This window comes from Bradyrhizobium sp. Kon58, from assembly GCF_055807455.1.
In genome coordinates this window covers 1-13,101 of record NZ_JBVVOT010000060.1, presented here as the reverse complement: position 1 = coordinate 13,101, position 13,101 = coordinate 1, and the positions used below count along the sequence as shown (strand labels likewise).

The 13,101-nt window shown below is 59.9% G+C and carries 7 protein-coding genes and 2 pseudogenes; 7 read left to right on the top strand and 2 right to left on the bottom strand.

The window, feature by feature from the left end:
* The 3 genes from AC0L20_RS38935 to AC0L20_RS38925 form a co-directional block, all read left to right on the top strand.
* Nucleotides 1–1,470, top strand: a 1,470-nt coding sequence (locus AC0L20_RS38935) for an Ig-like domain-containing protein (protein WP_473295517.1), incomplete at its 5' end; no start/stop codon positions are given.
* Between the two features lie 39 nt (nucleotides 1,471–1,509).
* Complete coding sequence (locus tag AC0L20_RS38930) at nucleotides 1,510–3,420, top strand: type I secretion system permease/ATPase (protein ID WP_473295516.1); 1,911 nt, start codon at nucleotides 1,510–1,512, stop codon at nucleotides 3,418–3,420.
* A complete protein-coding gene (locus AC0L20_RS38925; RefSeq protein ID WP_007606867.1) occupies nucleotides 3,420–4,736 on the top strand; it encodes an HlyD family type I secretion periplasmic adaptor subunit in 1,317 nt (438 codons plus the stop codon). Before AC0L20_RS38930 ends, AC0L20_RS38925 begins: the two co-directional genes overlap by 1 nt.
* Nucleotides 4,737–4,742: 6 nt before the next feature.
* Here the strand turns inward: AC0L20_RS38925 and AC0L20_RS38920 are convergent, their stop codons facing one another.
* A complete protein-coding gene (locus AC0L20_RS38920) occupies nucleotides 4,743–5,861 on the bottom strand; it encodes a metallophosphoesterase family protein (protein ID WP_456765685.1) in 1,119 nt (372 codons plus the stop codon).
* Between the two features lie 197 nt (nucleotides 5,862–6,058).
* Nucleotides 6,059–7,333 (bottom strand): Hint domain-containing protein, encoded by a 1,275-nt coding sequence (locus AC0L20_RS38915; protein ID WP_473295515.1) that lies wholly within the window; start codon nucleotides 7,331–7,333, stop codon nucleotides 6,059–6,061.
* A gap of 262 nt (nucleotides 7,334–7,595) precedes the next feature.
* Here AC0L20_RS38915 and gmd point away from each other — a divergent pair.
* The 4 genes and pseudogenes from gmd to AC0L20_RS38895 form a co-directional block, all read left to right on the top strand.
* A pseudogene (gene gmd / locus AC0L20_RS38910) lies at nucleotides 7,596–8,436 on the top strand (GDP-mannose 4,6-dehydratase); the annotation flags it as partial.
* Between the two features lie 101 nt (nucleotides 8,437–8,537).
* A pseudogene (locus AC0L20_RS38905) lies at nucleotides 8,538–9,409 on the top strand (GDP-L-fucose synthase family protein).
* Between the two features lie 1,452 nt (nucleotides 9,410–10,861).
* Complete coding sequence (locus AC0L20_RS38900; RefSeq protein ID WP_473295514.1) at nucleotides 10,862–11,869, top strand: NAD-dependent epimerase/dehydratase family protein; 1,008 nt, start codon at nucleotides 10,862–10,864, stop codon at nucleotides 11,867–11,869.
* Nucleotides 11,870–11,893: 24 nt separating this feature from the next.
* Nucleotides 11,894–13,101 (top strand): mannose-1-phosphate guanylyltransferase/mannose-6-phosphate isomerase (locus AC0L20_RS38895; protein WP_473295513.1); only part of this gene is annotated, 1,208 nt, incomplete at its 3' end.

The following is a 13,101-nucleotide window of genomic DNA, read 5'->3' as shown; positions in this document are numbered from 1 at the left end:
GCGACGACCTCGGGCGGCACCAGCGTTGCGTCGACGGCCCTGGCCGTCACGATCGATACGCACGCGCCGGGTGTGCCGACGCTGGTCGCATCGACGTCTGCAGCGACGCTTGCGAGCACGCATGTCGAGGTCCTGACGGGCACGGCGGAAGCCAACAGCACGATCACGGTGTTCGACGGTGCGAACAAGCTCGGCACCGCGGTCGCCAACGCCAGCGGCGCATGGAGCTATACCACTGCGGCGCTGTCGACCGGCGGTCACAGCTTCACGGCCACGGCGACCGATGCTGCGGGCAACACCGGCACGGCGTCTTCGCCGGTCTCGGTGACGATCGCCGCGGCGCCTGCGGCGCCGACGATCGCTTCGTTCACGACCGACAGCGGTGTTGTCGGCGACCACATCACCAACGACAACACGCTGACGCTGACGGGCTCGGCCGTCGCCGGCAGCACCGTGAAAGTCTTCGATGGCTCCACTCAGCTGGGTAGCGCCAATGTTGACGGCAGCGGCCATTGGTCCCTAGCGACGCCCACGCTCAACGATGGAATTCACAATCTCACCGCGCAGGATGCATCCGGCGGTCCCGCGTCGGGGACATTTGCGATCACGATTGATACACATGCTCCGACTGCGCCGACGATGGATGTTGCTTCGCAGGCCGGGACCACCGCGAAAGCCAGCACCATCGCCGACGACGTCATGCTCAAGGGCACCGCAGAAGCGAACAGCCTGATCAAGATCTTTGACGGCTCGGTCCAGATCGGGACCTCAACTGCAACCAGCACGGGGGTATGGAGCTTCGATGCGGGCAACCTGAGCGCTGGTGGACACGATTTGACCTCGACAGCGACCGATGCTGCGGGCAACACCAGTCAAACCTCCGCTACCACGCACCTTGAGGTCGATGCGCAGGCTCATGTCGAATTCACGAATCTTTCGGAGAACCGTTGGGGTGCCGTCACACTGAAGGGTACGGCCGATCCCAACAGCACTATCAAACTCTTCGATGACACGAAGGCCCTTGGTTCGGCCACCGTGGGGTCGGATGGAACTTGGACGTACACAACTAAAGCCGGCTTTCCCAACACCGTTCATAAATTCACGGCGCAAGAAGTCGACAGCTCTGGGCACGTTGTTGCCAACAGTGATGGGGCCGCAATTCTGGGAACAACCGGAAGAAACGCACTCACCGGCACGAATGGGGATGACGTTTTCCTGGGTAACGGACGCATTGATACGTTCGTTTTCGCGGCCAACTTCGGCAATGACGTCATCAAGGACTTCCACGCCAGCGGTTGGAATCACGATGTGATACAATTCAACAACACCGCTTTCGACAGTTTCGCCAGCGTTTTGGCTCACGCTTCGCAATGCGGTGGCGATGTGGTCATCTCCGCCGGCTCCGACAGCCTCACGCTGAAAAACACGAAATTGAGCGCACTCGATAGCCACGATTTCCACTTTGGATAGCACTTGACGATTAGGGGCAGACGATTTTGCGGGGGACTTATGAGTGATTTGGGATCGCGGCGGGAGTTCCCGCCGCCCGACGCTTCTGCGGTCGAGGTTTCTCACTGGCAGGTGGCTAAGGCCGCAGTGGGGATCATCGTCGATCGGGTTCGATCGAAGGTCTCCGGCGGGGCGCTGGAGACAATGCGCTCCCGAATCTTCCGCGAGCGTGCAGGGGCGGATGCGGTCTACGGGGACGCGCGCTCCGAAGTACTCACCTTCGTCGTTTCTTGCCGTCGCATCTTTTGGGCTCTTGCGATATTCAGCGGCCTCAGCAATCTTTTGATGCTGAATGGCTCCTTCTTCATGCTGCAGGTCTACGACCGGGTTCTGCCAGGCCGCAGCATCCCGACTCTTGTCGCGCTGTTGGCCCTCGTGGCGATGCTATATGTGCTTCAAGGAGGGCTTGACCTGGTCAGAAGCCGGATAAGCCTGCGCATCGGCCGTTATCTCGACGAACGACTGGGACTGCGGGTCTTTGATGCGCTCGTCAGATTGCCCCTCAAGACGCGGGGCGACGGCGACGGGTTGCAGCCTTTGCGCGATCTCGACCAGGTTCGCAGCTTCTTGTCGAGCAGCGGCCCGGCCGCTTTGTTCGATCTGCCATGGATACCGATCTATCTGGGTATCTGCTTTCTCTTCCATTTTTGGATCGGAATAGCCGCGCTGCTCGGCGGTATCATACTGGTCGGCCTCACCGCTCTCACGGAAATTCAAAGCCGCGGTCCGGCCAAAGCCTCTTCACGACATGCAGTCCTGCGCAGTGCCCTTGCGGCTGAGGGACGACGAAACGCTGAAGTACTTCAGGCCATGGGAATGCGGCGTCAGGCCGCCGAGCGATGGCAGGACGTGAATCAGAAATACCTGGCGGCCCATGAGCGATCCAGCGATATCGGAAGCGGGCTCGGCGGCATTTCAAAGACGTTCAGGTCGCTTCTGCAATCGCTTATCCTCGCGGTCGGTGCCTATCTGGTCATCAATCAGGAATCTACTGCAGGTATTATCATTGCAAGCTCAATCTTGACTGCCAGGGGACTTGCTCCTGTCGAGATCGCAATCGCGAACTGGAAGGGCTTCGTCTCCGCAAGGCAAGCAGGTCGGCGCCTCGACGATTTGCTCAAGCTCCTGCCGCGCGAAGAAGAGCCGCTCGCGTTGCCGCCGCCGACCGGTGCCCTGGTCGTCGAGCAGCTTCATGTCGCGGCCCCGGGCTCCCAGAAACCCCTGCTGTCGGACGTATCGTTCGCGTTGAAAGGCGGGCAAGCGCTTGGCATCATCGGCCCAAGCGGAGCAGGCAAATCTACTTTGGCAAGGGCGCTCGTGGGGGTTTGGCCACATGCACGGGGCAAGATTAAACTGGATAATGCCGCACTGGAGCACTGGTCATCCCAGTCCCTCGGCAAACACATCGGATATCTTCCTCAAGATGTCGAATTGTTCGACGGCAGCATTGCCGTCAATATCGCCCGGTTTGACGTCAAGGCCACTCCTGCAGCGGTTTTGGGAGCCGCAAACGCTGCCGGAGCGCACGATCTCATCCTGTCTCTTCCCGACGCCTATTCAACGAGAGTGGGCGAGGGCGGCATGGCGCTGTCGGCCGGACAGCGTCAGCGTATCGGCCTTGCCCGCGCGTTCTACGGGAGCCCATTTCTTGTCGTCTTGGACGAGCCCACTTCCAATCTCGATTCAGAGGGTGAGGATGCGCTGACCGAGGCAATCCTTGGTGTGCGTCGCCGTGGCGGGATCGTCATCATCGTTGCTCACCGCCCCAAGGCCCTTGAAGGGGTCGACCACGTTCTGGTGGTTGGGGAAGGCAGAGTGCAGTCGTTCGGGCCCAAGGAAGAGGTACTGAGGAAAGTCTTGCGCACGCCGGTACCGTTGAGGGTTGTCGCCGACGGACAAGGAGGGGCGTGATGGAGGGCGAAGCCGCAACGCCAGCGTTACGATCTATTCAGCGCTACATGATCGTTGGCATTCTCATTATTTTATTTGCGACGTTTGGAATTGGCGGGTGGGCCGCGACCTCACAATTGACCGGGGCCGTGATCGGGCAGGGCGTTGTTGTCGTCGATTCGAGCGTCAAGAAGGTGCAACACGCAACAGGCGGCATCGTTGGTGAGATGCACGTGCGTGAAGGTGACCATGTCGATGCAGGGCAGATCCTGATCGGACTGGACAAGACCCAAACGCTCGCCAACGCCACAATTGTTATTCAAGGCGTCGATGAACTCCTTGCTCGTCAAGGTCGTCTCGAGGCGGAGCGCGACAATTCCGAGCAAATCGTCTTCCAGATGTCTTTGATCGAGCGCGCGCGCGACACCTCTTCTGTGGCTGCGCATGTCGTCGCTGCCGAGAAAGCCCTCTTCAGTTTGAGAAGGGAAGCCAGGGCTGGCCAGAAAGCCCAGCTGAGGGAGCGAATTGCGCAACTGGCGGAAGAAGTAAAGGGATATTCGGGCCAGGTCGACGCAAAGCTCAAGGAAATCGATCTGATCCGTCAGGAACTCGAGGGTGTTCGTGCCCTTTGGCAGAAGAACCTCATCCCGATCGCACGACTAACCGCGCTTGAGCGCGATTCAGCGCGACTTGAGGGTGAGCGCAGTCAATTGACCGGGGCCATCGCGCAATCCAAGGGCAAGACGGCCGAAATTCAGCTCCAAATGATCCAGATTGATCAGGATTTGCGAACTGAGGTCGGCAAGGACCTGATCGAAACGCGCGCAAAGCTCTCGGAGTTGTCGGAACGCAAGACGGCGGCGGTGGATCAACTGAGCCGCGTGGACATTCGCGCTCCGCAAAGTGGTCGTGTGCATCAACTGACAGTTCATACCGTTGGTGGTGTGATTGCGCCTGGTGAGCAGATCATGCTCATTGTTCCAGATGCAGACGCGCTTGCCATCGAGGTGAAAATCTCGCCGCGCGATATCGACCAGGTCTATTTCGGCCAACAGGCGGCCTTGCGATTTGCAGCGTTCAACCAGAAAACCACGCCGGAAATCGAAGGCACGGTAACAATGGTATCGCCGGATTTGACCGAGGATCGGAGAACCGGCAATAGCTTCTATACAGTGCGGGTGGGACTTGGCGCGGATGAGCTCGAAAAACTCGGGACCGCCAAGCTCGTGCCCGGCATGCCGGTCGAAGTGTTCATCAAGACGGCCGGCCGGACGGCACTGTCTTATCTGACCAAACCTCTGATGGACCAGGCTGAGCACGCGTTCAAGGAGAGGTGAGTTGGCTTAGTGCACAGTCGCTTGTCCGCCCACGTTCGATGCCAATTCTGAGATTTGTCTGACTGCTGAGCCTTCGATTGCGACGCAGGTCAGGCGTCCCGTCACGAAGGCTCCGGTGTCAATGTTCAGGCGGTTGGTCCGCACATCGGGGACACGTACTGGCGTATGGCCGTGGACGACGAAAGCCTCGAAGGGCGCCCGGAAATCGAGGAAGTCTTCGCGGATCCAGAGGAGATCGCTTTCGTCCTGCTGAGCGATGGGGATATTCGGACGAATTCCCGCATGTACAAACAGGACGTCTCCGCATTGAAACCATGTTTGCAGCGAGCCAAGAAATGCCCGGTGATCGTCGGGTAGGGTCGTGGCGAGTTGCACTGCGAGGTCAATTCGCTCCTGCATGTCGGGTTGCAGGGTGGGCTTCAGACCATAGGAGTGGAGCGTCTCAAGGCCGCCGCAGGTCCGCCATGAGTCCAGGGCCGTCGGATCCTGAAGAAAGGCTAAAACGAAGGTCTCGTGATTCCCTTTCAGGAATACGCTTTCGATTCTGGCTTTGCATTCGACTAAGATATCCAGGACGTCCTTCGATGATGGTCCCCGATCGATGTAGTCACCCAGGAAAACGAGAATTGGCCGTTCGGCCGGACTCCTTGTGTAGTCGGAATTGATATTTTCGAGCACCGAACGCAACAGGTCCGCGCGGCCATGGATATCTCCGATTGCATATATCCTCACGCCAGTGGGGAGGCCAGCCGGGATACGAATGCTTCGTCCCGCATCGAAGACCATAGGATGCGCGCTGCCGCTTCGTGCCGCCGGGCGTAATCTCCGTGCGCTATCCAAGCGTCTCGGTCTGGCCAATTGACCGGTCACCAGCCGGACCATCGTCAGAACCGGCTCGGGAAACGTTTGCCAAAACCTCGGTTTAAAGCTTCCGCCATGACCCGGCGCGTCGAACGAGGGCGGATTGGAGGAGGCTTCAAGCGAACCATCCTGATCACGCCAGGAGGAGGAGCTGAAGTTCCGATTTAAGACGTCCGATCGCCAAGCATGCAATTTTAGAGCACCGATCGAACCCAGGATCACGACCTGGGCGCACACGACGAGTGCAAGTTCGCCAAGGGTCATCCCCGTGCGATCCTGCCGCAGATCACCTCGCGCGCGCGCCAAGGCCCCGCGAGATAAGATCGGTCTATTGCCCCTCGTTGGCTACGGTTCATCGCGATACGCCATCAAAGATGTTGTGTCTTGGCCCAGACCCATCTATCCCGGATGCCCACCCTAGAATGTCCCGATGCCCGAGCGGCTCGTTCGAGCATGAAATATCAGGCGGCAACTATCTGCGCGCTGGACGCCGCCATATTAGTTACCCTTGCGGCGAGGAGTTCACGAACGACCCGAGGTACTTGTCGGTGTGCCTTGGCGCGGGCAAATGGCATTTCGACGATGGCTTTGCCTTCCGGGTACAGTTCCTCGTGTTCGTGCCAGTTGTCGAAGGCGAGACGATCGACATTGTCGATGAAAGTCTCCGCCGGCGTGTTCTCGGCCAGGATCAACGAGTGATGTTCAAGTTCAACATGATAGTAGGTGAACGTCAGAGGTACTTTGGTTTCGCGTACAATCGATGTGCCATTAACCAGCGCACCGGCCTGAATGAGCACACCCCCGACAAGGATTGCGTGATCAGGCGATAGCAGAAAATCGCGCGAAGGAACGCCCTCACCAAGGGCGTCGGCCCGAATGCGAACCGGCAGTATACGAAGCGGATCAGCGAACAGCATGGAAATGGTCTGACGCCCGACCCAAACCACTCGTTCCGGCTGGCCGTCGGACGTAACGACTCGGTCTCCGCGAACGATCGTCTCGACCGCACGTTCTCCGTCGGGCGTACGGATCATCGTTCCCGCCATGAAGCATGCCGCCTCCCGAAGCGCGATCGAGAATCCGCGCTGGTCCCTAGTCGGATACAATTGATCCATCTCATTAGGAGAGGTTGCTCCGGCCGACGTCAGATGTTCGTCTCCGACCATGATCTGCGGGAATTCGTACGTGTTCGAATTGGTGTTGGAGCGAACCGTCGTCGTCGGATCTGCTGTATAGTCCTCAGCGCCGCCCTTGCTGATCCAGACGCTGACGAGCGTATCGTTCGCGCTGGTGGTCGTAACCGAGGGGGCTATTGTTTCATCAACGTAGTCGCCCGTGTTGGTCTCGCCTCCGAAGACGTCGATCGGCGAGGTCGGGTCCACTCCCGAATAGCTCAGAAGCGTCCAGGAATAGTCCGACTGACTGGTCCAACCAAAATGGAGGTTATCGCTCTCGTTTCCTGTTGCGACCTTGTAAAAGACCGATGCGTTCGCTGGCACGCCATCGAGCGACAGCGCTGTATTATCAAGTTGTATCCAACCCGAAGGAGGCGTGACAGGGCCAGACGGAGGGCCAACAAGCGGTCCGTCCCCGTGGTCGCCGGTGTGGGGCACCAGCGGCACGACAACTGCGATCAGCAGATCGTTCGGATTGATCGTGCCGGCGGTGAGAGTAACGCCGGTCGCGAGCTGAAAATTGGAGTTCCCCGACTCTGCCCAGTTGAATTCGATGGCCAAGACAATACTCCTACCAACACCAATCTACCGCTAACGCAGGCCTAGTTCGAATGTCGAGCCGGCATTCCGAAGCGAGGAATTACGATTATTAAATTTTAAACCATTAAATCGATAAGGCAACAAAAAAAGTGCATTTAAAACCTTGGCCATTTGTCGCGGCGCATGGTTAATGCTTTGAATTACGTCAGATGCAAGCGATCTCCACTATTCGGCGTTCCACGACAAAAATCGATAGTCATTCGCCAGAAGCGTTAATGAGCTGTTCAGCACCGCGCGAGTCGATCATCTCTACCAGGACCTGCATGTCGGCAACTCCCGTTCCTGATGCACTACGGCGACAATGACGGATTCGACCCATCTGACCCGTCTGGTACAGCAGATCCGACCGACCGAAATCTACAATCTCGCTGCCCAAAGCCACGTCGCCGTCAGCTTCGAAAGCCCGGAATACACCGTCAATGCCGACGGCATTGGCGTCCTGCGCCTGCTGGAAGCAATCCGCATCCTCGGCATGGAGAAGGAGACGCGGTTCTACCAGGCCTCGACCTCGGAGCTCTACGGTCTCGTCCAGGAGATCCCGCAGAAGAAGACGACGCCGTTCTATCCGCACTCGCCTACGGCGTGGCAAAGCTCTACGGCTACTGGATGACGGTGAACTATCGCGAGGCCTATCGCATGTTCGCGAGCAACGGCATTCTGTTAAATCATGAGAGTCCGATCCGCAGCGAGACCTTCGTCACGCGCAAGATCACGCGTGGCGTCGCCCGCATCTGGAGCAGACGCTCTATCTCGGCAATCTCTCGGCCAAGCGCGACTGGGGCCATGCGCGCGATTATGTCGAGGGCATGCACAAGATCCTGCAAGCCGACAAGCCCGACGATTTCGTGCTCGCCACGGGCGAGATGCACTTGGGGCGAGAGATGGTCGAGTTGTCGTTCGCCCAAATCGGCTGACGCATCGCGTGGCGCGGCGAGGGCGTCGACGAGACCGGCGTCGACACCAAGACCGGCAAGAAGGGCGTGAAGATCGATCCGACCTATTTCCGCCCTACCGAGGTCGATCTCCTCGTCGGCGACGCCAGCAAGGCGCGCGAGGTGCTCGGCTGAACGCCGAAGCAGAGCTTTTTAGAGCTCGTCGCCGAGATGATGGAGAGCGATCTGGCGGTGCCAAACGGGCACGACGAGTTGCAAACGTACCGTTTGAACTGCAGGCAAGAGCGTCGCAGGCCATCACGGCATGGTCGGCAGCGCGCTTGCGCGCCTCAACTCATCACCGTGGACCGGCGCGAGGTCGATCTCCGCAAGGAGGCCGCGGTTCGACTGGTTCGGGAAGACGCGAGTGATCTTCCTCGCCGCTGCAAAGGTGGGCGGCATCGTCGCCAACAACACCCTGCGCGCCTTCAATTACGACAACATCGCGATCGCGGCTAACCTGATCCAGGCCGCGCATCGAAACGGCGCCGAGAAGCTGATGTTTCTGGGCCCGCCCTGCATCTACCCAAAGGACGCCGCGCAGCCCTTGCGCGAGGACTCCGTGCTCACTGGTCCGCTAGAGCCGACCAACGAGGCCTATGCGATTGCCAAGATCGCCGGGATCAAGATGGTCGGCCTATCGCAGCCAGTACGGATGCGACTTCATCAGCGTGATGCCGACCAACCTCTACGGCCCCGGCGACAATTATCATCCCGAAATGAGTCACGTGGTCGCCGCCCTGATCCGTCGCTTCCATGAGGCCAAGGTTTCGGGCGCGAAGAATGTCGTCGTTTGGGGCACCGGCACGCCGCGGCGCGAGTTCCATTATGTCGACGACATGGCAGATGCCTGCGTGCACCTGATGAACACCTATGCCAGTGCCGAGCTGGCCAATATCGGCACCGGCGAGGACATAACCATCGCCGAATTCGCGCGCCTGGTTGCCGAAATCGTCGGTTACAGCGGCGAGATCAGTTTCGATAGCTCGCGGCCCGACGGCACGCCGCGCAAGCTGCTCGACGTCAGCCGTCTAGCCGACTCGGCTGGCGCGCGACGACACCGCTTCACGACGGCTTGAAGCACGCATATGCGGCTTACCTCTGAATTTAGGCTGCAGGGAGCGGGGCAAGGCCTATTCGTCCCGGGTATGCTGCCGCGATCGTCTCTGCGGCATCAGTGAAGCGGTGATGCTGATCCGGATAGTTCCAGCAGCCGACCACACTCAGTCGCGACGCCTGGCTTCGGGGACATAGTTTCAGATCGTCGTCCGGAGAATAGTCGGTGCGCATTTGTAGATGACTGAGGCCAGCTAATAGGGGCTGAGTCGCTCGATTTGGTGCGAAAAGTGCCTCGCGCGCCACTTGTCCGCAAGCCACCAAGGCATCTGCCCGTCACGGCCTGGGCTCTTACCGCACGGGGAATGACCGCGTATAGCGGCAGAATGAAGTGATCGAATCGCCTTCGAATACCCTCTTGCCATGGGCCATGCTAAGCAAAACGCAGGCGGGCGGGAAGCGAACTAGCTGCCAAGCATCCAGCCAATCGCCCTAACCAAATGGTTGTAGGCAGGACGGCGACAGCACCGGAGACGAGAAGGACCAATCGAAACGTGAGGGGCTCGTAGGCATCTGCAACGTGGCGTGCTCGATCCAAGACTGCAGCAACTTCGGCGGACCGGTAGCCACGACCGATCATTTCGCGCAACTCCCGCTCGTCGCGGAAGTTCAGGCTTTATGATCTGACAGCAGTCGTTGCCCTCTACGCTTCTGCTATTCTACTTGAAATCGTTTGGAGCGATACCAGTAAGGGCGCCTACTTCCTTCAAAGACAGGGGGCGCACTTCGCAGGACGGCGGGTCTCAAAGTTGGGTCGGCTTAGTGTTCTTAGAACTCTTGGGCGTCTCCACTGCGTATGAGATACCTGGTCCGCGTGTTCATTGCTCTGTTCTTTCCCTGTTAGGTGTCTTGATATTCCCTGATACGTTTGCGCGCGAGCATCGTCACTCTCGAGTTTTGCTGAGGTTTTCCGGTCTTTCGGCTTGGAGCCACCCGACTATGTGCCATCCTTTCGCTGTTTATTTCCCTGATTGCAGGGAAATAAGTTGCCGCCGATGTGATCTGTGCAAAAGGTCGGATCGCCCGCGAGGTTGGGAGTTGAGTACACAGGTTTTGGAGCGGCCGCCTCACCGCGACCATCCACGCCCACGGCGCCTAGATGTGCTGGCTCAAGCAGAAGTACGGCGCTGAGTTCGTCTGGCAGGCGGAGGGGGCCTGGCCGAGCCCTGCGCCGAATGCCGCCAGGTGCTGTTCGTTCGGTGCTCCCCGGGAACACTTGTTGAAAGACTTCCGGGCAGTCGGGAGCCCTTTATGGACGCGCACCTGATGTTGCGTCGGCAGGCAAAGGGCGCCCCTTCTGGTTAGCTTGGCAAGGCTGACATCCGAAGCGCCCGACATTAAGCTTGCCGATGCGATGGGGGCTGTTGTCCAATGCTGAACCCTTGCCTGGACTGGTTCAGTCTGGCAATGCGGTATATGAGGTCGAACAACGGAGTTTATTTTGGCCCCCGTGGTGGTTACCGGCGCTGCCGGCTTCATCGGCATGCATGTCTGTGAGCGCTTGCTCGCGCGCGGGGAACGAGTTGTCGGCATCGACGCAGTGACCCCTTACTATGATCCGGCGCTCAAGCGCGCTCGCCTCGAGACGCTCAAGCATGATGCCTTCACATTTCACGAGATCGATCTTGCCGACTTCGCTGCGGTGACACGTGTGTTCGACGAGGTCGCGCCCGACCGCGTGGTGCACCTTGCAGCGCAGCCCGGCGTGCGCGCCTCGATCGACGATCCCATCACCTGCATCCGCGCCAATTGTGATGGATTCGTCACCGTGCTCGAAGCCGCCCGGCGCCACGGTCTGGCGCATCTCGTCTACGCCTCGTCGAGCTCCGTGTATGGCGCCAATCGCACCTTGCCGTATTCGACCGAGCATTCGGTCAATCATCCGGTCAGCCTCTATGCCGCGAGCAAGAAGGCCAACGAGCTGATAGCGCACACGTTCGCACATGTTCACAAGCTGCCGGTGACCGGTCTTCGCTTCTTCACCGTCTATGGTCCATGGGGCCGGCCCGACATGGCCGCCTGGCTCTTCACGCGCGCGATCTTTGCGGGTGAGCCGATCAAGCTTTTCAATAATGGAAATATGTGGCGCGATTTCACCTACGTCGACGACATCGTCGAGGGCGTGATCCGCACCCTCGATCGCCCCGCGACGCCGAATCCCGCGTGGAACGCCGAGCAGCCGGAAAACTCGTCGAGCAATGCGCCGTATCGCGTCTACAACATCGGCAACAACCGCTCGGTCAACTTGGTCGAGTTCGTCGAGACACTGGAGAAGATCATCGGCAAGCCGGCGATCCGCACGCTTCTGCCGATGCAGGCCGGCGACGTCCTCGAGACGCGCGCCGACATTTCGCCCCTGCAACGCGACGTCGGCTTCACGCCCTCGACGCCGCTGGCGGATGGCTTGGGCCGCTTTGTCGACTGGTATCGAAATTATCACCGCGTATAAATCCCTCTCTTGAGTAGCTCACACGTGTCCCAAAAAATCATCCCCCTGATCATGTGCGGCGGTGCCGGAACGCGGCTGTGGCCGGCTTCGCGCGAGGTGCGCCCCAAGCAGTTCCTGCCGTTGTTCGGCACGCGCTCGACCTTCCAGGACACGCTGTTGCGCGTCTCGGAGGCCTCGCTGTTCGATCGCCCGATCGTCATCACCAATGCGTCCTACCGCTTCATGGTGCTGGAGCAGCTCGCCGAGATCGGCATCGAGGCCGACGTGATCCTCGAGCCGATGCGGCGCGATTCCGGCCCTGCGATCGCCGCCGGCGCGGTGTTCGCGCAGAATCGCTCGAGTGAAGCCATCGTGCTCGCGCTCGCCGCCGACCACGTGGTGCAGGACAATGCGGCCTTCGTCGCGGCGTGCCGCCAAGGCCTCACCGCCGCGAGCGCGGGGCGCATCGTCACGTTCGGCGTCAAGCCGGAGCGGCCGGCGACCGAATACGGCTATATCAGCCCGGGCGAGGTCATCTCCGGCGAAGTGCACGCGGTCGCGCGTTTCGTCGAGAAGCCGGATGCGGTGAAGGCCGCCGACTACGTCAATTCCGGCTATCTCTGGAACAGCGGCAACTTCATGTTCCCGGCCAGCGTCCTGCTCGACGAATACCGCAAGGTCGACGCGGCGAGCGTGGAGGCGATTTCCAATGCCGTGAGCAATGCCGGCCGCGATCTCGGCTTCGTGACGCTGGAGCCCGAGGCGTTCGGCGCGGCCAAGGCGATCTCGATCGACTATGCGGTGATGGAGAAGACCGCGCGCGCCGCGGTGGTGCCGGTGTCCTGCGGCTGGTCCGACGTCGGCTCCTGGCACGCGGTGTGGGAATTGTCGGACAAGGACGCGCAAGGCAATGCGTCGCACGGCACCGCCGTGTTCGAAGATAGCCGCAACTGCAACGTCACCACAGACTCTGCGCTGGTCGCACTCGAAGGCGTCGACGATCTCATCGTGGTGGCGACCGCGGACGCAGTGCTGGTCTCGCGCCAGAAGGATGCCAACGGGCTCAAGCGGCTGGTTACAAAACTCAAGGCGGTCGCGCCGAAAGTCACCGAGGAGCATCTCAAGGTGCATCGGCCCTGGGGCAGCTACCAGTCGGTCGACAATGGCGAGCGCCATCAGGTCAAGCGCATCGTGGTGAAGCCGGGCGGGCGTCTGTCGCTGCAGAAGCACCATCATCGCGCCGAGCACTGGAT